The 21,418-nt window shown below is 43.2% G+C and carries 17 protein-coding genes; 14 read left to right on the top strand and 3 right to left on the bottom strand.

Annotation, left to right across the window (positions count from 1 at the left end; translation table 11 throughout):
- Positions 1 to 286: 286 nt before the first annotated feature.
- Positions 287 to 415, top strand: a complete 129-nt coding sequence (locus D1155_RS16040) for a hypothetical protein (protein ID WP_279261930.1) — start codon at positions 287 to 289, stop codon at positions 413 to 415.
- Positions 416 to 502: 87 nt separating this feature from the next.
- The gene (locus D1155_RS16155; RefSeq protein ID WP_334296743.1) at positions 503 to 694 is read left to right on the top strand and encodes a type II toxin-antitoxin system RelE/ParE family toxin; all 192 of its coding nucleotides are present in this window, start codon (positions 503 to 505) and stop codon (positions 692 to 694) included.
- 211 nt (positions 695 to 905) lie between these two features.
- Here D1155_RS16155 and D1155_RS14810 read toward each other — a convergent pair whose 3' ends face one another.
- Positions 906 to 3,218, bottom strand: a complete 2,313-nt coding sequence (locus tag D1155_RS14810; protein ID WP_160203192.1) for a cation:proton antiporter — start codon at positions 3,216 to 3,218, stop codon at positions 906 to 908.
- A gap of 346 nt (positions 3,219 to 3,564) precedes the next feature.
- Between D1155_RS14810 and D1155_RS14805 the strand changes: the two genes are divergently transcribed.
- A complete protein-coding gene (locus D1155_RS14805; RefSeq protein ID WP_160203191.1) occupies positions 3,565 to 4,689 on the top strand; it encodes a HipA family kinase in 1,125 nt (374 codons plus the stop codon).
- 77 nt (positions 4,690 to 4,766) lie between these two features.
- On the opposite strand, the gene D1155_RS14800 is transcribed toward D1155_RS14805, so the two are convergent.
- Entirely contained in the window at positions 4,767 to 7,574 is a 2,808-nt protein-coding gene (locus tag D1155_RS14800) for a fibronectin type III domain-containing protein (RefSeq protein WP_160203190.1), read from the bottom strand.
- A gap of 223 nt (positions 7,575 to 7,797) precedes the next feature.
- Here D1155_RS14800 and D1155_RS14795 point away from each other — a divergent pair, with 223 nt between their 5' ends.
- Both D1155_RS14795 and D1155_RS14790 read left to right on the top strand, forming a co-directional pair.
- Positions 7,798 to 8,862, top strand: coding sequence for a hypothetical protein (locus tag D1155_RS14795; RefSeq protein ID WP_160203189.1), 1,065 nt, complete (start codon positions 7,798 to 7,800; stop codon positions 8,860 to 8,862).
- Between the two features lie 156 nt (positions 8,863 to 9,018).
- Positions 9,019 to 9,993, top strand: a complete 975-nt coding sequence (locus D1155_RS14790; protein ID WP_160203188.1) for a lysine exporter LysO family protein — start codon at positions 9,019 to 9,021, stop codon at positions 9,991 to 9,993.
- A 90-nt stretch (positions 9,994 to 10,083) separates the two neighbouring features.
- Here D1155_RS14790 and D1155_RS14785 read toward each other — a convergent pair whose 3' ends face one another.
- A complete protein-coding gene (locus D1155_RS14785) occupies positions 10,084 to 11,352 on the bottom strand; it encodes a M18 family aminopeptidase (RefSeq protein WP_160203187.1) in 1,269 nt (422 codons plus the stop codon).
- A 610-nt stretch (positions 11,353 to 11,962) separates the two neighbouring features.
- Here D1155_RS14785 and mscL point away from each other — a divergent pair.
- From mscL to D1155_RS14740, 9 genes are all read left to right on the top strand, one after another.
- Complete coding sequence (gene mscL / locus D1155_RS14780) at positions 11,963 to 12,445, top strand: large-conductance mechanosensitive channel protein MscL (RefSeq protein WP_160203186.1); 483 nt, start codon at positions 11,963 to 11,965, stop codon at positions 12,443 to 12,445.
- Position 12,446: 1 nt separating this feature from the next.
- Positions 12,447 to 13,796, top strand: a complete 1,350-nt coding sequence (locus tag D1155_RS14775) for a replication-associated recombination protein A (RefSeq protein WP_160203185.1) — start codon at positions 12,447 to 12,449, stop codon at positions 13,794 to 13,796.
- Positions 13,797 to 13,846: 50 nt separating this feature from the next.
- Entirely contained in the window at positions 13,847 to 14,149 is a 303-nt protein-coding gene (locus D1155_RS14770; RefSeq protein ID WP_201759613.1) for a DUF1805 domain-containing protein, read from the top strand.
- A gap of 146 nt (positions 14,150 to 14,295) precedes the next feature.
- On the top strand, positions 14,296 to 15,018 hold the full coding sequence (locus D1155_RS14765; RefSeq protein WP_160203184.1) for an ATP-binding cassette domain-containing protein: 723 nt from the start codon (positions 14,296 to 14,298) through the stop codon (positions 15,016 to 15,018).
- 3 nt (positions 15,019 to 15,021) lie between these two features.
- Positions 15,022 to 15,951, top strand: coding sequence for a SufD family Fe-S cluster assembly protein (locus D1155_RS14760; protein ID WP_160203183.1), 930 nt, complete (start codon positions 15,022 to 15,024; stop codon positions 15,949 to 15,951).
- 5 nt (positions 15,952 to 15,956) lie between these two features.
- Complete coding sequence (gene mutY, locus D1155_RS14755) at positions 15,957 to 16,991, top strand: A/G-specific adenine glycosylase (protein ID WP_160203182.1); 1,035 nt, start codon at positions 15,957 to 15,959, stop codon at positions 16,989 to 16,991.
- A gap of 177 nt (positions 16,992 to 17,168) precedes the next feature.
- Positions 17,169 to 18,680 carry an AbgT family transporter gene (locus D1155_RS14750; protein WP_160203181.1) on the top strand — a complete coding sequence of 504 codons (1,512 nt, stop codon included), beginning with the start codon at positions 17,169 to 17,171 and terminating at the stop codon, positions 18,678 to 18,680.
- Positions 18,681 to 18,699: 19 nt separating this feature from the next.
- Entirely contained in the window at positions 18,700 to 19,887 is a 1,188-nt protein-coding gene (locus D1155_RS14745) for a M20 family metallopeptidase (RefSeq protein ID WP_160203180.1), read from the top strand.
- A gap of 221 nt (positions 19,888 to 20,108) precedes the next feature.
- Positions 20,109 to 21,302: a pyridoxal phosphate-dependent aminotransferase gene (locus D1155_RS14740; protein WP_160203179.1), complete on the top strand. Its 1,194-nt coding sequence runs from the start codon at positions 20,109 to 20,111 to the stop codon at positions 21,300 to 21,302.
- Positions 21,303 to 21,418: the final 116 nt, after the last annotated feature.

The following is a 21,418-nucleotide window of genomic DNA, read 5'->3' as shown; positions in this document are numbered from 1 at the left end:
TTTTTGTTCTTTTTTTAAGATTATAGTTATACGCCTTTTTGCGCAAAACTCATAAATGAAATGATAGTTCACAATGAACTTAAAAATAAAGTGTCGAAGTAAATTTTAACAAAGATAACAAAGAAATTTGAAATAGAGAACAGCAGTTTATGATTAAGCGCATAATATAAAAGGAGATGACGCTATAGGAGTTATGACTATGGATATAGGAGATATGACGGGCAGAAAGACTGTAAGCATTTCACAAAAGCGGAAGCTTATAATTCCATAGTGGCAAGAGTTGCTTTTGAAATTTAAAGAGATACAAAGGAATTTTCGACCTGCAATGGAGTCAATGCTTGAAGATGCAGCAAAAGCAGCATACGGCGAAGGCGAATTTTATACCAGTGAAGATATTTTTGGTCGGGAGGATTAACTATGGTTTACCGCCAGCTGCAAAATATCTTAAGAAAATAAAGGACAAACATCTAAAAAAGTATTCCAGAATGCGGTTAGTGGGATTTTGCTGAATCCGCAGATAGGGAGCCCGAAAAAGGGAGATTTATCTGGTATTTATGGATACGACATATATCATAACAAAACAAATTACGAACTTTCCTATCAGATTGAAATTATAGATGAAACTGTAGTTATCGTTATTTTAGCAGGGACTAGAGAGAACTTTTATGAGCAACTGAAGCGATATATGAAATAAGAGGTCAAGCAATTTGTGAATTATGAATGATGACAAAAGAAGGTCGGAATAAACCGACCTTCTTGATTTTTTTTGGATAGGTGAATCACCAATCATTTAGCAATTCTGTAAGCCTTGTTGGATTAGTCAGATTATAAGCGCTTACTTTCTTCAGGTACTCGGTATTTTTGTAAGTACTCTTTGACTTCTTTTCCTGCGTTTAAAGATGGAATTATCTATCAGTCCTTGAAAGAGGTCTGAAATCCGCTGCCTCAGCTGTTTCAACAGATTCGGCAACGATAACGCTCACGTTATGGTTGGAACCCATGACCCAGATGATGTCCTCCTTGGTAATTAGAGTATTGATATCAGGCATGATAATCGGGTAGCCGCTTTGCTGTACGCCCAGCACCATGCAGTGGAACTTTTCTCGAATATTACCGTTCTTAAGGGTTTTTCCGGCATAAGATTCATTGCCGGTCACCTTGATTGCACAGACAGACAGCGCATTGTCAGCGTCAGGATAGTCTGTCTCCATAAACTTCTTTAGGGTTCTAGGAGGTTTAGAAGGCTTCATTTGTACCAGACGATAAAAGTTTTCGATGGACTTTAAATCTCCAACGACAAAGACTTTATCGCCTGCGGCAATGGTAGCCTTAGGTTCCGGTAAAATAATGTGCTTGCCATGATGGCGGATTTTAACAACATATACGTTATATACTTTCCCCCATTGCAGATCAGCCAGGTGCTTACCGAGAAAATCTGCTGACTCCGGCGCAATTAAGGAAATAATATGAAGTTCCGTATCCAGCCAGGACTGGTGCAGCCCTTTTTCTTCTTCGGCCTCAATCAATCTTTCGTTCAGATTGCGAAGAAACTGAGTTTCCAGTCTGAGGTAAGCCGTTGAGAGAAAGTTGCTTTTTCCGGCAATGAGCACTGCGATAATAATAAAGATAAATAGGTATGCAGGATTGATTTCGAACAATACGCTAATTGGAATCATGGCAATTGTTGCAGTCAATATAACGCGAATAGCTGACAATACGATTAGAGGCAGTCTATTTGCCCTTTTTTTGAGCCATAGAGAGGTGAAAAGAGCATTGCCGGGGTTCAGCATAGGTCTTACAAAAATCGCTATGACGAAGAAAATTATAGCGCAGGTAGCGATGCTCGCTGAAAGTGGAGTGAGTGTTTCTGCTAAAAACGGATAAATGCCTTCGATACCAATCATGACAGCAACAAGCATGATGACACTATAAAGTGCTGTTCTGGAAACAAATTTTCGGATATATTCATTCCAGTCTGTATCTTTATCATCATCAGTCTGGTCGCTGGAAGTATACTGGTGCAGCTTTTGAAGAAGACTCTCTGGAAGTTTTCTCTGCAAAAGGTCAGTAACGCTACTGGAATTTTTAATTAAAAATGGTGTTAAAAACGTAGTTATCACTGCAGCAGATACGATAATCGGATAGAGGTTTTCTTCCATCACACCAAGGCTGACGCCCAGTGCCGCAATGATAAAAGAAAATTCCCCAATTGGCGCCAGACTGAAACCGCTTTTTACGGCAGTGTTTAAGGTTTGACCGGATAACAGCATGCCGACTGTGGCAAAAATCAGTTTTGCAATGACCGCAACTACAGTAATTACTGCAATGATGGGAGCATAGTTTACAATAGCATGGGGATCAACTTTCATGCCGACGGACAGAAAGAAGAAAGACACGAACATATCCTTAACGCCGCCGGTAAGATGTTCCACTCGTTCAACATGAATGGTGCCCGCAAGAAGAGAGCCTGCAAGAAAAGCGCCCAACTCTGAAGAAAATCCCAGAAAGTTGGCAATCATAACCATACCAAAGCAAAGTCCTAATGATAAAATAAGAAGCATTTCATCATTCATCACCTTGATGACTTTGTTCAGGAAGGTTGGGAGTAAATAAATGCCGAGAAGCAGCCAAACAACCAGATAGCAGACCATCAGTGCCAGACTGATCATCAACTCTTTGCCTGCAACGCTCTGGCTGACAGAGATAGTGGATAGAACCACCATCATAAAAATGCCCACGATGTCTTCAATAACCAGAGTGCCCATAACTAGTTGGGAATACTTTTGTCCTTTGATTTCCAGTTCTTCAAAGCTTTTTTGTATGACAGCGGTAGAACTGATGGAAAGCATACAGCCCAAAAAAAGACTGCTGATGACGGAAAAACCCATCAGGATACCGACTAGGTATCCTGTCAGCATGACGCCGCCCATCTTTATAATGGCAGAGATGACTGCCGTTCCGCCCAGTTTTGCAAGCTTATGCAGATTAAATTCAAGTCCAATGTGAAACATCAGAATAATAACTCCGATTTCACTCCATAGATTAATGGAATCGATGTCTTCTACATTGAAAAATAAAGGAAAGTACGGGCTAATAAGAAAGCCCGCCAGAATATAACCTAGAATCAAAGGCTGTTTGATTTTTTTAAATAAAATCGTGATAAGACCGGCAGTAAGCAGCATGACGGCTAAATCAGTAATCATGTCAGGTGTGTGCATGGATCAAACCTCCTTTTGTATAAAATTTGTATACTATTATTATATATGAAAAACTTTCGGGGAAAAAGAAATTATTGTGGAAAAGGAGCGTGAAATTATAAAATCAGTAAAAAGTTTAATCTGTAATTGCTTTGTGTGAGGATACAGCAAAGGGATATCTGCAGCATTGCTGGATTGTCTATACCGGTTTCAAAGAGAGCATTTTTCTCATTTCTAACTGTATAATGCCTGCATCTTGTTCACTGTATTATGAAGAAAAATGCAGATGAGTGATGAATTATCATTAAAAATATGATATACTAAAAATACAATTTCAAATAAACTTTATTACCGAGAGAAGGTCCCCATGAATTACACGCTTATGAATAAAGAGCGTCCTATCCTGACGTTTTCTACTTTTAAAACTGAATATGGTACAACCAAGGCGAAGAATGTAAAAATTCTGGAGCCGGACGGACTTCCCGCTGCATATGACGGCAGCATAATTCGGTTTATTGAACGGCGTAAAGCTCCTAAGCACCGCAAATATATCCGGGGCATTTTGAAACAGCTGGGAGCAGAGGATATTGACGGCTTTATTAAAGTCAGCCGGGGTGCATCTTTGAATGATACCTTCTGGGTAAGAAATGATGAAGAACCTCTGGTATGGAAGCAGGTTTCTCTTTACCATAATGATTTTGACGAAAATATCGCACGAATTGCTTTTGAAGGCGGTTCCGGTAGTCTCAGCACAACGACACCGGAACTTTCCGTAGACGGTAACTATGCGAAATGCTGGATTCGTGAGAATGAACAGCTTTTTCTTCTGAAGCGGGGCAGCGAGACTCACGGGCAGGAGGTTTTCGCCGAGTACTATGCTTCGCAGCTGGCAGAGGCTTTCTGCACTGATTCTGTTAAATATGATTTAGTAAGTCACCACGGACACCTTGCTAATAAGTGCGGGATTTTCACCAGCGAGGAAGTAGGATTTTCTCAGATGACATATCATGTGGAAAATCCCCAGTCGGTTTCTGTCCAAGAGGCGCTGGCGGTGATGGAAAAATGTGGCCATGGTGAGCATTTCAGGCGAATGATGGTACTGGATGCACTGATTCTCAATATTGACCGCCATTTGGGGAATTTTGGACTTCTGGTGAACAATGACACTCTAAAACCTATAGGGATGGCTCCAGTGTTTGATCATAACCGATCTATGCTGTTTCATATGGATGATGACCGTTTTATGAGACAGAATATGGATTGTCTGATAGATATTTATCCGCGCCTTATGGGGGAATTCAATATCAACGCTAACGATATGCTGACAGACGAAATTCGAAGTGATTTGAAAAATCTTTCCGGCTTTGCGTTTATTCCTCACGAGAAGTACAACTGGCCGAAGGTGAGACTGGAAAAATATCAGAAGTTTATGGACACGCAAATTGACCGCATACTGAAACGAGAGAAGCTGTTTATCAGCAGTTTTGAGTAATGTATAGCAGGTAAAATATCAAAAAGAAAAAGAAGGCCGAATTTGACCTTCTTTTTCTTTTTGATTTAGTTTAAATCTTATTTCCAGATTCTATTACCTACTGTGGAGTAGTCGGAGAAGTATCTTACGCCGTCAATTTCAACATAAGCTCTTACTCTGTAGTATACTCTAGTACCCTTCTTCACGTTCTTCTTGATGGAAGTGTGGTTGATGTACTTCTTAGTAGTCTTAGTTAAGTACTTGTAACCGGAGTTGGACTTCTTAGTGGAGTAGTATACTCTGTATCCATCGATTGCGGATTCATCACCTGTTGCAGTCCAGTTGATTCTCATCTTGGAACCGGTGTAACGTTTTGTAGTTACCTTAATCTTGAAGGATTCTACTGCTTTGATACGACCTTCCACATCAGCTTTTTCTAATGTTTTGATAGCCAGTTCCAGCTTAGCAACCAGTGCAGCGGAATCTCTGTCAAATGCAGCCCTATCAGCATCGGATAATGCATCGTAAGCAGCTTTTGCAGCGTCTACAGCTTCCTTATCAGCAGCTGTGATAACTTCCGGCAGAGCGGCAATCTTCTTAGCCGCATCAGCCTTCATAGCATTGGACAATGCAGCTTCTGCAGCTTTAAGTGCGGCATAGACAACAGTATCAGTAGCCGTAGCGCCACTTCCAGTCTGATAAATATCAACGTATCCAGCGTACTTGGAATAGTTGTCAGCATATGCATCAACAGCAGCTCTTGCAGCTTCAACAGCAGCTTTATCTGCAACTGTAATAGTTCTAGGCAGAGCATTTACTAATGCTTCAGCAGCAGCTTTTTCTAAGGTGATGATTCTGGTTACATAAGCGTTCAGCAGACCACGATTGGTAACGCTTGCTTCAGTTGCACCAGCAAGTTCAAGATAATCTTCGTACATTTTCTGTACAGCCAGATAATCAGCTTTCTTTTCTAATGTTGCGGTAACAGGTAATGCTTTGATAGCATCGATTACTTTCTGCGCTTCAGAAGCTAATACAGAATCCGCTTTCATAGCATCAATCTTAGCTAATGCAGCAGCATAATTTTCAGACAGAATAGCTTTGATTTCAGAAGCTTTCAGGTTTGCATTCTGTTTAGCGTTTACAGCATCATAGAATACCTCTAATGCCTGATTAACAGCATCTTCTTTTGTCTTGTTTGCATAAGCGTTTACGCTGTCTCTAGCAGCAACGCCATCAGCATAAGCTTTTAAGAATCCTGTAGTCTTATCAATGGCAGCTGCAGTACCGCCAACATAACCAGCTGCAATTAATTGTGTGTTAACACTTGTTTTTACAGATGCAGTCTGAGTAATAGTCAGATATTTATCCATAGCGGCTCTTGCTTCTTTTACTAATGCAACAACAGCATCAGCATTGGCAGCAGCTTTAATTTTAGCTTCAAAATCCTTCTGGATTGTTTCTACAGCATCTTTATTATCGCCTTCCCAGTTTGTAGGGGCATATTTATCCGTTGCTTTGTTCAAAGCAGAAAGATTCGTGTTGTTTGATTCTAATGCAGTAGCAGCATAATCAGTTTTAATCAGACGTACGCCATCATTGATAACTTTTTCTAAATCTACAATCTCTTTTTCTGCATTCGGAATATTAGTAGAAGACTGCATCCATGTCTGGATTTTGCCATAAGTATCAACGGTTGTATCTAAGTTATTAATTAATTTAACGAGCTTTTCTAATGCAGCATCAACAGTTGCAGCGTTATAAATAGCCTTACCTGTAGTAGGACTATACTGGTTCTTTAAAGCAGCCGCATAGTCAGTAGCATATTTTACTAACAGGTTGACATTTACAAACTTGTCAGCAATCTTATAGAAGTTGTCTGGTTCACTAGTATTAGCAGAAGGAGCCAACGTAGCTAATGCAGTAGTTTTAGCTGTTGTGACAGCACTTTCTGCTTCCGCATCATTAATCTGACCAACATATAAAGCAACTACCTTCTGTACATTTGCAGTTAATGAACCTAATCTTGCGTTTGCTTCTGCAACCTCAGTAGCATTGCTTGCTGCTTCAGGATTCGCAACGATATTCTGCAGTCTTGCTCTTTCAGCAGCAGTGAAATCAGCAGCAGCATCATTTACAGCATCAACAGCTTCTTTCTTTGCTTTGTCCAGAGCAGCTGCTGCATCAGTTTTTGTTACTAAATCTTTAGTAGCATTTTTGAATACTGCGATTGCACCTAGCTTTTCAGTATCTTCTGCAGCCTCTCCGCCTAACAGTTTCTGCAAACCTGCCTTAGAATTTGCTACAATTGTAACAACAGTTGTTAAGTCAGCCTTTTTTTCTACGATAGTTGCAGCATCAGTATCGCTGTAGTTAGCAGGATCAATTGCTTCCATAGCAGCCTGTGCAGTTGCCTTAGCAGCTTTTACAGCTTCTGTGTACAGAATGCCATCTACAGCACCATATGCACCTGCAGTCTCATCAAATAACTTTGTGCCTACTGCATATGCGTCAGTACCTTTTAAATCAGCCCATATATCATCTACTGCTGTAGTATCTTCATCTGTCCAGTTGTTATCGGCAACTCTTTGAGCAGCTTCTGTAGCAATTTTTTCATTGTAATCAGCTTTCAATTTAGTCAGTGCTGCATCAATAGCAGCTTTTGTAAGGTTTTTATCCAGAGATGCATCAGCAACATCTGGTACGCTTACTACATTGCCCTGCTGATTGTAGACAATCTTGCCAGCAAATTCATCTACATATTCAGCCATTTCTTTCTGTGCGTCAGCAATTGCAGCATTTGCCTGTTCAGCTGGTGTAGCGGCTGCAAAAACAGAGCCAACAGCACTGAAGCTATAAGTGAAGACAACTGACAATGCAAGAAGCACGGTTAAAAATTTCTTCATTTTAAGAATTCCTCCCTCTTTTTGTTCTTTTTTTAAGATTATAGTTGTACGCCTTTTTGCGCAAAACTCATAAATGAAATGATAGTTCACAATGAAGTGAATTTGTACAAATAGTGCTGAATTGTAAAATTTTGTAGAAAGGTGTCGACAGATTAGAGTGGACAGGCAGGTAGACATAGGTTAATATAAAACTAAGAAATCACTAAATTGCTAAGGAGGGAAGATGAAAATGAAGAAAATCATGAAAAAGGTATCTGTGCTTGTGACGTTGTGTTTGATTATGACGATGCTGTCTGCGCAGCCTATATTTGCAGCGGGTACTTATACGGTTGACGATGGGGGTACAATTACCGCAGTCTCTGCGCAACGAGCGGCTGCATGTGACAAGATGCTTAAAATGTCACAGATGCCTTGGAAGCTGACTGCAACATTACGATATTGTTATGGTCAAGATGATAACAATCAGCTGACAGAGAGTTCTAAGGTAAAGGTCAACTGCCGATGGGATAATAAGCTGGCAAATGAGGTGATTCCACGGAAAGGGATTCCGTATTCACAGGTTTATAGAGAAGAAGAGTATTCGAACGGTATAACATTAAAAAAGGGGACAAAGACACTTGCCAGCGATCCGCAATACGTTTCTATTTATGGAACTGACTGCTCTTCATCTGTTGGTTTTGCATGGAAAGCCGCGACAGGTGTGTATTTGGCAAGAAAAGATACAGGGAAGATTTACAGAACAAAAAACATGTTTGCCGATGGTATTATTGCAAGCGAAAATGAGAATGATTATCTCATGCTGGTAGGAAAGTACGGAAAATACTATAGCGCTCGGAAAAATGCTACTACGACGAAACAGGTTGTTACTGGTCTTTCAGCAGAAGGAAATTATGAGGATGGTGAAGATATTTACAGTAAGGTATATGCAGCAATTAAGCCTGGAGATGCATTACTTTTTAGAACCACGGATGGGAGCGGGTATGGACATGTTCGTTTAGTTGTGGGCGTTAAGATTGTGTATGCAGATGCTTCAAAAACAAAGGTAGATCCAGAGAAGAGCCAAGTAACATGCATAGAACAGGTAGGTTTCAGTAAGACAAATGGAAATTGCAAAACTTCATGGATTCCAAACGACGAGATTGTTCCAACCGGAGCATTTGCGGGACAAACTTACACGGGAGTATATACCTTTAATCAGCTTACAGGAAAATCAGCAAGCCCAACCATAAATGATGGGGATAAAACGAGATGTTATGTTCCAATCAGATTAAAAGCATTTAATGATTAATAATAGAGAGATGGCTTGATAATAATGGAGCCTTTACAGGAAGATTCGGTAAAGGCTCTGTTTTTATGCAAATATATAAGGAATAAAGTGTTCGACTTTTTTTGTTTTAGCCTGTATAATATTAGAAAATAACTTGAAGAAAGAGAGGTCAGCAGCATGAACGTCTATATTCCCTTTATCTGTCTTGCTTTAGGTGCCGCGATTAACTGGCGCGGGCTGCCCGAAAAAATTCTTCAGTACATAGATTACCTGACAAATCTGGCTTTATTTTTGCTGATGGTTGTAATTGGAATCAACATCGGAACCAGTGAGGAGGTCATGGGTAATTTGAATCGGATTGGGATCAACTGCTTCCTCATTTCTCTAAGCGCAGTGGCTTGCAGTGTGGTGGTCACAGTACTTTTAGAAAAGACAATCATGCCTCTTGAAAAAATTCGTCTGCAGCTTCATATGGAAAAAGGGGCTTCTATAGCATCGGATACTGCTTCTGGAAGCGAATCGAAGTCTAAAGGAAGAAGTAGCTTTTCACCTTTGATTGTTATCATGCCTGCGTGCATTGCAGTAGGCATGATTGCTGGCAGATTTTTTATGCAGAATATACAGGAATACCTGTTAGATGCAATGTTGACTGGCTGTCTGATTTTTCTTTATACAGGCGTTGGGGTGAGTCTTGCGTCCAACAAAAGTGTGTTTAGCTATATTCGTCGATTGGGATTTCGAGTGCTATTGATGCCCACAGGGATTTTTGCAGGCTGTCTGTTCGGGGGAATGCTGGCAGGCGCGGTGCTGAGCGTGCCGACAAACTGGGCGGTGCTTTCGGCAAGCGGTATGGGATATTACAGTTTGACGGGTGCAGCGATGACGGATACTTTTGGCATTGAGGCCGGAACTTATGGATTTATTGTAAACATTCTGCGGGATGTACTGACTGTGGCACTGCTACCGGTTCTTATCAGAATCAGCAAAGGTAGCCCCATAGCCTCAGGTGCTGCTGGTTGTATGGATTCCATGCTGGTGCCTGTCAGCCGCTTTGTGGGTCCGGAACTTTCCATGGTGGCACTTATCAGCGGTACTATTTTGACCTTTGTGGTGCCTCTGTGGCTTCCTATGGGAATCCAGCTTCTGGCATGATTTATTACATCATAAAAAATTAAAAGCTTTCGCTTCCTTAACTGACATGATTAAACAGTTAAGGAACAAAAGCTTTTTCTTTGTTATATCTTATGCAAACAGTGCAGCAGCCACTTGAACCAAGTCTGCAGTATCTTTGATACCGCCGGTTTCATAAGGGGAATGCATTGCCAGCTGAGGCAGACCGATGTCAACGGAGTTCAGTGCAACCTGAGAGGTGGAGATATTGCCCAGCGTGGAGCCGCCAGCCATGTCGGATCGATTTGCGAAGGACTGAACAGGCACGCTGCAGACTTTGCATAAATCCTTGAATATGGCGGAGGAAACCGCATCAGTGCAGTACTTTTGGTCACCGTTATACTTGATGACGATGCCTTTATTTATATAAGGACGGTTGGTTGGATCAGCTTTGTCTCCATGGGCTGGATGCACTGCGTGCGCATTGTCGGCGGAGACGAGAAAACTCTTTGCAATAGCAACCAGATAATCCTCATGGCTCATGGAGAGCCCTTCGCAAATGCGAGCTAGAGTGTCTTTCAGGAAGGTAGAAGCTGCGCCTTGTTTGGTTTCGCTGCCGACCTCTTCATTATCGAAGACGCAGTGAATTGCAGCATGCTTTTCTTTTTTTCCTTGCAAAAATCCTTGTAATGACGCAAAGGCACACTGTAAATCATCCAGTTTGGCGCTGGAAATGAATTCGTTATTGGCGCCCCAGATGGTGCCTTGCTGTCTGTTGTAAAGGAATAAATCGTGACCGAGAATATCTTCTGCCTGTACACCTGCAGCTTCTGCAATCAACTCCATGAAAGAATTTTCAGCTGGAGAAGCAGCATAGAGCGGAAGCAGATCCTTTTGCGGATTGTACTTGTATCCGCTGTTAACCTCCCTGTTCATGTGAATGGCAAGATTTGGAATCAACAGCAGGTCACGGTCAATGTTTACCAGTTTTGTTATGAATTTATCGCCATCCTTTATGATGATACGACCGGCAACGGAAAGCGGGCGATCCAGCCACGAACTGTAAATCATGCCGCCGTAGCGCTCCACATTGAGCCTGGTATAGTGGTTTTCTATTGTAATTTCAGGGTTTTCTTTCACCTTAAAAGTAGGAGAGTCGCTGTGGCTTGCCATAATACGAAAGCTGCTGATGCCGCCTATCGGAATGGTAAATGCGATGATAGAAGAGTCATTTCGTGTGACAAAATAGCTGCCACCCGGAGCAAGTGTCCATTTTTCTTCTTCGCAAAGCTTGGTAAAGCCTTTGGATTCCAGTGTGTCTGCCATATTCTTTACAGCATGGAAACAACTGGGGCTGGCGTTTAGGAATGCCAGCAATTCTTCAGATATTTTTCTATACATAACAAATTGCCTCCCATAATGTGTTCTTGATAAAAACCTGCGGTTACGCACAGGTTTTTATCAAGAATATACTAGCTTTGGAATGTTGTTCTGTCAAGGATAAGATTTCAGTGCGTGTGGCAGGAAAGAGGGGGGTAAAAACGTTTTCAAAAATTAGAAAGTCTGCGAATGCTGTGCGTCTGGCGCATGAACAAATGATTTCAACCCAAATTACGATTTTCGATAAAATATGTATAACTGGGGGAGACGAATCTTAACCGAGAAATAGAAAATACAAAAAAAGTGTATAACTGAAGTCAAATTGCATCACCAATAGGTGTGATACCCCGGGCTTCAGATAGGATTTACCCTTGATTTTCTGCGGAAATACTGCATTTTACGTAAGAATTTGGTGATTTTATATGAGATCTTACGCCAAATGCAAGCTGCATAAAAGTACAGAACAAAAATGTTATACACTTTTTCTTGAAAACAGGATTTTAGGTTGAGATGCACAGTAGGGAACCGGTTGCCGTGTTTATCAAAATATGCTAAAATAAGATGAATTTCAAATAATATCGTAAAAAAACGATGAACGATGCAAAAGAAAAGAACTGCAGAGGAAAACTTTATGGAGAAGAAAAACAAATTGACAGGCACTGTAGGCAGCACAGTCAGCGAATTTAAAGCCTTTATCTTAAAAGGAAATATCATCGATATGGCCGTTGGCGTGATTATCGGAGGTGCTTTTGGGAAAATCGTAACATCTCTTGTAAACGATATTCTTATGCCGGCGTTAGGAGCGATTACAGGTACAATCTCTTTTTCAGATTTAAAGTGGGTGATAAAGGAAGCTGAGCTGGACGCTGCCGGCGCTGTCGTAACACCGGAAACAGCGATTCTTTATGGGAGTTTCATACAGAATATCATCGATTTTTTGATTATCGGTGTGTGTATTTTTGCCATGGTGAAGGTTGCGGCAAAAGTGACGGCGACATTTACGAGAGCAGCTGCAAAAGAAGCCGAAGAGAAGGCACCGAAGGGACCAACCCAGGAGGAGCTTCTTGTAGAAATTAGGGATTTGCTGAAAGCAAAGCAGACGGAAGAGAATTAGTATGGAACAGATTACAATTTTTGACAATAGACCCGAAGTTGCGCCGCTGGCAAGCCGTCTCAGACCAGAAACTCTGGACGAGTATGTGGGGCAGCAGCACCTGATTGGAAAAGGGAAAATCTTACGCCAGCTCATAGACAAGGATCAGATTTCTTCGATGATTTTCTGGGGGCCACCGGGTGTGGGAAAAACCACTCTTGCAAGGATTATCGCAAAGCAAACCAAGGCGAACTTTGTGGAGTTCAGTGCGGTAACCAGCGGAATCAAAGAAATCAAAGCGGTTATGGGACGAGCCGAAGAGTCCCGGCGTATGGGGATTCGCACACTGCTCTTTGCGGACGAAATCCATAGGTTCAATAAGGCGCAGCAGGATGCGTTTCTTCCTTATGTGGAAAAGGGCAGTATCATACTAGTTGGTGCAACGACGGAAAATCCATCCTTTGAAATTAATTCTGCGCTTTTATCAAGATGCAAGGTCTTTGTGATGAAAGCTCTTGGCGAAGAGGATCTGACAGGACTTCTGCAGCATGCCATTACCAGCGAAAAGGGTTTTGGAAATATGGATGTTGATATTACGGAAGGGGATCTTTCGGTTATTGCCAGGTTTTCCAATGGGGATGCAAGAACAGCGCTGAATACGTTGGAGATGGCGGTGCTCAACGGTGAAATTGACGAAAATGGCACAGTTCATGTGACTGATTCAGTGCTTTCCGAATGCATGAATCGCAGATCGTTGTTATACGATAAAAATGGAGAGGAACACTATAATCTGATTTCAGCGCTTCACAAATCCATGCGAAACAGCGACCCGGACGCTGCAGTGTACTGGCTTTGCAGGATGCTGGATGGCGGAGAGGATCCACTGTATATCGCGCGCAGACTGGTGCGCTTTGCCAGCGAGGATGTAGGTATGGCAGATTCTGCAGCACTACAGATAGCAGTCGCGGCTTATCAGGCTTGCCACTTTCTGGGCATGCCAGAGTGTGATGTGCACTTGACCCATGCTGTGGTGTATCTTTCCATGGCGAGCAAATCCAACGCTCTTTACAAAGCCTGCGAAGCGTGTAAGAAAGATGTAAAGAATATGCCGGCAGAGCCGGTGCCGCTGCACCTTTGCAATGCACCGACCAGCCTGATGAAGGAACTAGACTACGGAAAAGGATATGAATATGCCCATGACACAGAAGAAAAGCTGACTGTTATGACTTGCCTGCCGGATTCACTGAAAGGAAGACAGTATTATCAGCCGACGACCCAGGGCAGAGAAAAGCTGGTAAAGGAGCGGCTTTCTCAGATTGAGGAATGGAAACGGAAGAAACGAGAAGAGAAGAGGCTCTTTACTTCCGAGTAAAGGGGCAGTATAATAAATCCAGAAGAATACCATACAGGAGGAAGATGGAAATGATAGAAGTTGAAATGTTAAACGTAAACGGACAATCTGTTCAGGGACTGCGAGTTGTTGCCCCTGGCGGAGAAGGACATCCGAATATGCTTTTGATTCCTTGCAGGAAGGGATATGTAATGTGCGGCTATCTCAATCTGCCGGCGGCTGAGTCCTTTGGGGACGCTGCTGCAATTGTAGGCGGCAGCTGTTTTGAGGAGACGCTGGCAAATCCGGTAAAGGCGGTTTCTGCAAAGGCTGCGGAGCTGGGCGTTGAGGTCGGTATGACAGGCGCTGAAGCGGTAGCAAAATTAAACGCATAACTTTTAGTATCTAACACCTCTTTTATGCAGTGCAGGCGGGAGGTGTTTTTTCGCGGCGTTTTCGAGAGAAAAAGGTTTCAATTCTGCTGTAAATGGTATAAAATAGAAAAGTATGTAACAATTATTAAGTTTTTTGGAGGAACAACATGCTAACACTTGAGAATGTGTGCTGGAAACCGGATGGCAGAGATGCGGTTCTCAAAGGAATTGATTTGCAGCTAAAACCGGGGAAACTGACTGTAGTTACTGGTCCAAATGGAGGCGGCAAGACTTCCCTTGCGAAGGTTATTGCGGGTCTGAATCAGGTCAGCAGCGGCAGAATCAGCCTTGGAGATATAGATATTACGGAGAAAGATATTACAGAACGAGCGAAGCTTGGTATCAGCTATGCTTTTCAGCAGCCGGTCAGATTTAAGGGGATTACCGTGCGTTCTCTTCTTGATTTGGCAGCAGGCGGAGACGTTGGCGATGAAAATGTCTGTCAGCTGATGGCGAAGGTGGGGCTTTGCACCAAGGATTATATCGATAGAGAAATCAATGCCAGCCTTTCAGGCGGTGAAATCAAAAGAATCGAAATTGCTTCCGTACTGGCGCGAAGAGACAGCAAGGTGCTTATTTTCGACGAGCCGGAGGCAGGTATTGACCTGTGGAGCTTTACAGGACTCATTGAGACCTTTGAGGATCTTAAAAAAGAACAGGATAAGGCTCTTCTGGTTATTTCCCATCAGGAGCGTCTTCTTGAGATTGCAGATGAAATTGCGGTAATTGTGGACGGAAAAGTTCGCATTTCAGGTCCGAGCCAGGAAATTATGCCGCAGCTTTTGGCAGGTGAAAAAGCCGGCATCTGCCCGATTGGAAAGGAGTGGTAAAAGATGGACAAGCTGACAGAAGAACTTTTAAAAGCAGTCTCTGATTATACAGAGGGAGGCTATACAGGGGCATTCAACATTAGAGAAAACGGCGGCTGCGCAGGCAGACAGTCCACCGACAACATTCAGATTGAGGGTAAGGCTGACGGCAGCGGTATTGATATTTACATCAAAGCAGGCACCAAAGGAGAGAAGGTTTTCATTCCTGCCTGTGTGACTCGCGGTAACGTGAGTGACCTTGTATATAATGATTTTCACGTTGGTGAAGGTGCTGATGTAGTGATTGTAGCAGGCTGCGGTGTGCATACCGACGATGAAGGGGAAGCTGCACACAACGGTATTCATAGCTTCTATCTGGAAAGAGGTGCTAAAGTTCTTTATGAAGAAAAGCATCTGGGAACCGGAGAAGGAACCGGGCAGAAGAAAATCAGTCCGGTAACCCATGTGGAACTTGCTGAGGACGCTGTGCTTGAGATGAACACCATTCAGCTGGGTGGTGTGGATCATTCCGTCAGAACTACCACAGGAAGCCTTGAGGACCGGGCGAAGCTTTTGATTCACGAAAGTCTGATGACAGACGGAGACGAATACGTCATGACAGATTTTGATGTGGATATGAATGGCGAAGACAGCGCCATTGATTTGATTTCCCGCTCTGTCGCAAAGGGCAATTCCTATCAGGAATATCATTCCAAGATAAAAGGCAACAACCGCTGTACAGGTCACTCCGAATGTGACGCAATTCTCGTAGGAAAAGGCAGAGTTAATGCGGCGCCCGAGCTTTATGCCGGTCACCTTGATGCAGAACTGATCCATGAGGCAGCTATCGGCAAAGTGGCAGGCGAGCAGATTTTGAAGCTGAGAACTCTGGGACTTACTGAGGAAGAAGCAGAACAGCAGATTATCGAAGGATTTTTAAGAGCAAATGGTTAAACAAAATGGTGAAACGAATCGATAAAACTTTTACAGAAACGCTGATGACATGGTACCGCGAAAATCGCAGAGATTTGCCTTGGCGAGAAGACAAAGAACCATATCATGTCTGGGTTTCAGAGATTATGCTGCAGCAGACCAGAGTGGAAGCAGTACGGGAATATTATCTGCGCTTTATGAAGGCGCTGCCGACCATTTCTGATCTTGCAGCTGCGGAGGAAGAGACCTTGCTGAAGCTTTGGCAGGGTCTTGGATATTACAATCGAATCCGAAACATGCATAAAGCCGCCCAGCAGATAGAAGCGCAGATGGGCGGTATTTTTCCGCAGGAGTTTGATGCTATTAAAGCCCTTCCGGGCATTGGAGATTACACGGCAGGGGCAATTGCATCCATATGCTTTAATCAGAAGACCGCAGCTGTGGACGGCAATGTGCTGCGGGTGATGAGCCGTTTAAATAACGACGATACGGATATTTTAAATGCCGGGCTGAAGAAGCGGATTACTGCTTACCTGTCCTCCCTTTATCCAGAAAAAGACTGCGGCGATTTTACGCAGGGACTCATCGAGCTGGGGGCGCTTATCTGCGGACCGGCAGGCGCACCAAAGTGTGAAATCTGTCCGGTGAACGCCTACTGCGAGGCGAAAGCCGCAGGTACAGCAGCTGCACTACCTGTGAAAGCGAAGAAAAAGGCAAGAAAAAAAGTGGACATGACTGTTTTTATCCTGCAGGCGCCTTTAGGAACGGCTGTTTGCAGGCGTGCTGAAACAGGTCTTTTAGCGGGACTGTATCAGTTGCCTAATGTAGAGAAAAGGCTGACTGCCGCCCAAGCCATAGAGCAAGTGGAACGCTGGGGCTGTACGCCGAAGAATCTTTTGCGCAGTACTGATTACTGCCATGTATTTACCCATGTAGAGTGGCATATGACAGGTTATTTTATTGCAGTGGAAAAAATGCCGAAAATTTTCCAGTGGGCAAGCGATGCGCAGTTAGCTGCAGAAATACCGCTGCCGACAGCTTTTGGATATTTCTTGAAGTAAAGTAGTAAAGTTTTTATATGAAAAAAATAAAAAATTTACTAGAATTTTGTAAGGTTTTGCGGTATCATAGAGAACGTGTGTGGCATGTCAGAATGCACCAGCATTTGATATGCCTGCTTTTATTGCGTTAAGTTAATTTGTTTAACAAAAGAAATGATGTAACCAAAGGAGTAAAAAATGAACGAAAAGAAACGCGGAATTTGGAACGGTATTGAGCGCTTCGGAAACAAGCTGCCTCATCCCGTTTACATTTTCATCATTCTGACGATCGTAGTATTCGTCATTTCCGGTCTTTGCGGTAATATTGTATTTCCACATCCAAACACCGGTGAAGAGCAGTATATCATGAACCTGATGAGCAAAGAAGGTCTGATTTGGCTGCTGCAGTCTATGGTTGAAAACTTTGTAACTTTCAGCCCGCTGGGTATGACCCTGGTAGCTATGCTGGGTATCGGTATTGCTGAAGAAACAGGGCTTGTAACCACTGTAATCAAATCTTCTATTGCAGGTGCGCCGAAAGTACTTGTAACTGCTGTAGTACTGTTTGTAGGTATTATGGGAAGTTTGGCTGGTTCTGCAACATTCGTCATTATCCCGCCTCTTGGCGCTATGATTTTTAAGGGTATGGGAAGACACCCTATTGCAGGTCTTGCTGCTGGTTTTGCCGGCGTAGCTGCAGGTCTTTCTGCAAACCTGTTAATCACGCAGACAGATATTCTGCTTGCTGGTATCACCCAGGACGCAGCACAGATTTACGACCCGGACTATCTGGTAAATCCGACTGTAAACTGGTACTTCATGGCAGTATCTACCATCGTTTTGACTATCACAGGCACTATTGTTTTAGAAAAAGTGGTTGAGCCTCGTTTGGGCGAATACAAAGCTGAAGACGGAGATGGTACTGTAGAAGATACCACACTTTCTGCAGTAACAGCAGAAGAAAAATCCGGACTGAAATGGGCGGGTATCTCTGTTTTAATTTATCTTATTGTGGTTGCAATTACCATTGTGCCGACAAACGGCATCCTCCGTGGAGAAGACGGCGGCGTTATTCAGTCACCGTTTATGAGCAGCATGATTCCAATTCTGACTGTTTTCTTCCTAGTACCGGGCATTGTTTATGGTATTCGCACTAAAGCAATCAAAAAATCTGCAGATGTAGTAAATATGTGGGGCAAATCCATGTCCGGTCTGGCTGGATTTATCGTACTGTGCTTCTTTGCAGGTCAGTTTGTAAAAGCATTTTCACAGTCCAATCTGGGATTATATCTGTCAGTAAAGGGCTCTGAATTTTTAAGCAGCACCAACTTGACTGGTATTCCTCTCATCCTGGCATTTATCGGTATTACTATGCTGATTAACTTTGTAATCGGCAGTGCATCTGCAAAATGGGCGCTGATGGCACCGATCTTTGTACCGATGTTCATGAAGATGAACTTTTCACCGGCATTTACACAGGCAGCATTCCGTATCGCTGACTCTGTAACTAACTCCATCTCACCGCTGGAGCCGTTTATGCCGTTTATCATCATGACTGCGCTGAAATATGACAAGAAATCCGGTCTGGGTTCTATCATCGCAACCATGCTGCCGATGGCAATCACCATTGGTCTGACCTGGGTTGTACTGATTGTAGTATGGTACGTTCTGGGACTGCCTCTTGGACCTGGCGCAACCATCTTCATGTAATTTCACGTAAGGAGAAATCATGTTAGCTGAAAAATATATTGGAAAAATCACCGAGGAACTGGAAAGCCGCAGACAGGCGCTGACTGCTATGAGCAGAACCATCTGGGAAAACCCGGAGCTGGGACATCAGGAGTTTAAGGCTTCGAAGCTGCTTACTGATATGCTTTCTGAAAACGGTTTTACTGTAGAAAGAAATCTTTTAGGCATGGAAACTGCTTTTTCCGCGGTGAAAAAATCTGGAAAACCGGGACCTGTTATCGCATATGTTGCAGAGTATGACGCACTTCCAAAAATCGGACATGCCTGCGGCCATAACCTGTTCTGCTGCTCCGCTGTAGGCGGCGCAATTACCCTGAGCAAAATTCAGGAGGAGCTGGGAGGCGAAGTCCGTGTCATCGGCGCGCCGGCTGAAGAAGGAACTGTTTCTAACTACGGAACTAAAGCGGTTATGGTAAACGAAGGCATTTTCAGCGATGTGGACTGCGTATTCACAGCCCACGGTGAGGGAGAAACTGTCATCGAGAGAAATCTGGTGGCTGCAACCACTGTAAAGCTGCACTTCCACGGATATGGCGTTCATGCAGGAGGCGATCCGGTGCTTGGCAAAAATGCACTGACTGCCGGCATGCTTTGCATGAGCAACATGAATGCAATCCGACAGCAGAACCGTCCTTGCGATGTCATCAGCGGCATTGTAACCGACGGAGGACTGGTTTCCAACACCATTCCTGACAGCTGCGGACTGGAATTCAGTCTTCGTTCCGACACATCTCCGCATCTTGACAGAGTTGTGCAGAATCTGCGTAACTGTGCGGAAGCGGCTTGCTTGGTAACAGGCTGCACTTACGACTGGGAAGTTGTTCCAAACCCGATGAAAGATACCAAATCCAATCATCAGATGGGGCTGGTTTTGGCACAGTATTTGGACAGCATTGGAGAAAGCTATACCCAGACAGATTCCAGAAACTTTGCATGGGACGTAGGTGACATCACCTACGCGTGTCCGACCCTCGGATCCTACTTCAAAATGGGTCCTAGTGACATCGCTTGCCACACAGAACCTTTCTGCAAGGCAGCAGGCTCGCAGCAGGGCTTTGACGGTATGATGCTGGCAGCCAAAGGTTTAACCGTAGTTGCCTGTGAATATCTTCTCAACGAAGATTTCCGCAAAGCTGCATGGAAGGAATTTGAAGAGACAAGAAAATAGAAAACGTCAAGTTATCTTTATCCATACCGTGTTGGAGTTCACGCCCAGCACGGTATGTTTTTTATCAATATTCACGACAGCACAAAACAGTGATAAAGTGTAAAAGAATTTTGAAATAATCTGAAATGTTGTTTGAATTTCAAAGCTATTTGGAGTAAAATATAGGTATTTGATAGGATGAAAACTCAGAACTTCAATGAAAGAAAGGCAGGTAGAGAAACATGATTTCAAAGAAAATGGTTCCTTTTGTAGAAGGAAGCTCTGTTGTAAGAGCTATGTTTGAAGAAGGAAAGCGAATGGCAGAAGAATTTGGTCCTGAAAATGTTTTTGATTTCAGCGTAGGTAACCCTAGCGTTCCAGCGCCAGAGGAAGTAAAAGAAGCAATCATAGATATTATCCAAAATGATGATCCGCTGTATGTACATGGCTATATGAGTAATGCAGGTTTTCCAGAAACCAGAGCTGCTGTAGCAGGCAATTTGAACCGGCGTTTCGGCACAAGCTTTACAGAAAATAATATCATTATGACTGTCGGAGCAGGGAGTGCTTTGAATATTTTGCTCAGAACGATGCTCAATGAGGGTGAAGAAGTAATCGTGTTTGCACCATATTTCCTTGAGTACGGCAACTATATTAAGACTTACGGCGGCGTAACTGTTGCAGTTTCTCCAAATCCTGAAGGCGGATTTATGCCAAAACTGGATGAATTTGAAGCCAAAATTACCCCTAAGACCAAGGCTGTTATCGTTAACAATCCGAACAATCCAACAGGTGCAGTATATCCGGAGGAAATTGTAAAGGGCATTGCTGATATTTTAAAGAAAAAGCAGGAAGAATATGGAACAGTAATTTACCTGCTTTCTGATGAGCCGTACAGAGAACTGGCATTTGGCGGTGTAGATGTACCGTATATGACAAAATACTACGATAATACTGTTGTGGCATATTCCTACAGTAAATCCCTGTCACTTCCAGGTGAACGTATCGGTTATGTTGTAATTCCTGACGAATCCGACGGTGCTGAAGAATTTATTCAGGCTGTAACTGTTGCTAACCGTCTGGGCGGTTTCACCAACGCGCCGTCTTTAATGCAGCTGGTTATCGCAAGGTGTGTTGACGCTCAGTGCGATGTTTCCTACTACGAAGAAAATGCAAAAGCGCTCTACGGCGGCCTGACTGCGCTGGGATTTGAATGCACCAAGCCGGAAGGTGCATTTTACCTGTGGATGAAGTCTCCTGTAAAGAACGAAAAGGAATTTGTAGCAGCGGCAAAGAAACATAATCTTCTGTTAGTGCCGGGAAGTTCTTTTGCAGGCCCAGGCTATGTGAGAATGGCATACTGCGTATCCCGCGAAAAGATTATGAATTCCCTGCCTAGATTTGCAGAGTTGGCAAAGGAATACAATTTAGATTAATTGTACATCGAGATAATAGAGAAAGGGACTGTCTCAAGCTGAACTGCTACCCGTCAAGTAGACAATTAAAAAAATAAAATTTTCTGACCAGTCGGAAGTGTTTTCCGACTGGTATT

It is taken from the genome of Anaerotruncus sp. 80 (assembly GCF_009936115.1).
Classification (GTDB): domain Bacteria; phylum Bacillota; class Clostridia; order Peptostreptococcales; family Anaerovoracaceae; genus Senimuribacter; species Senimuribacter intestinalis.
The sequence above is the reverse complement of the archived record's forward strand: the minus strand, read 5'-3'. Positions and strand labels throughout refer to the sequence as shown.

Coding starts and splice junctions, on each gene's coding strand:
- D1155_RS14805 (WP_160203191.1), top strand. CDS start 3,565: ATGAATTACACGCTTATGAATAAAGAGCGTCCTATCCTGACGTTTTCT.
- D1155_RS14785 (WP_160203187.1), bottom strand. CDS start 11,352: ATGTATAGAAAAATATCTGAAGAATTGCTGGCATTCCTAAACGCCAGC.
- D1155_RS14760 (WP_160203183.1), top strand. CDS start 15,022: ATGGACAAGCTGACAGAAGAACTTTTAAAAGCAGTCTCTGATTATACA.
- D1155_RS14765 (WP_160203184.1), top strand. CDS start 14,296: ATGCTAACACTTGAGAATGTGTGCTGGAAACCGGATGGCAGAGATGCG.
- D1155_RS14795 (WP_160203189.1), top strand. CDS start 7,798: ATGAAAATGAAGAAAATCATGAAAAAGGTATCTGTGCTTGTGACGTTG.
- D1155_RS14775 (WP_160203185.1), top strand. CDS start 12,447: ATGGAACAGATTACAATTTTTGACAATAGACCCGAAGTTGCGCCGCTG.
- mscL (WP_160203186.1), top strand. CDS start 11,963: ATGGAGAAGAAAAACAAATTGACAGGCACTGTAGGCAGCACAGTCAGC.
- D1155_RS14790 (WP_160203188.1), top strand. CDS start 9,019: ATGAACGTCTATATTCCCTTTATCTGTCTTGCTTTAGGTGCCGCGATT.
- D1155_RS14745 (WP_160203180.1), top strand. CDS start 18,700: ATGTTAGCTGAAAAATATATTGGAAAAATCACCGAGGAACTGGAAAGC.
- D1155_RS14740 (WP_160203179.1), top strand. CDS start 20,109: ATGATTTCAAAGAAAATGGTTCCTTTTGTAGAAGGAAGCTCTGTTGTA.
- D1155_RS14770 (WP_201759613.1), top strand. CDS start 13,847: ATGATAGAAGTTGAAATGTTAAACGTAAACGGACAATCTGTTCAGGGA.
- D1155_RS14800 (WP_160203190.1), bottom strand. CDS start 7,574: ATGAAGAAATTTTTAACCGTGCTTCTTGCATTGTCAGTTGTCTTCACT.
- D1155_RS14810 (WP_160203192.1), bottom strand. CDS start 3,218: ATGCACACACCTGACATGATTACTGATTTAGCCGTCATGCTGCTTACT.
- mutY (WP_160203182.1), top strand. CDS start 15,957: ATGGTGAAACGAATCGATAAAACTTTTACAGAAACGCTGATGACATGG.
- D1155_RS14750 (WP_160203181.1), top strand. CDS start 17,169: ATGAACGAAAAGAAACGCGGAATTTGGAACGGTATTGAGCGCTTCGGA.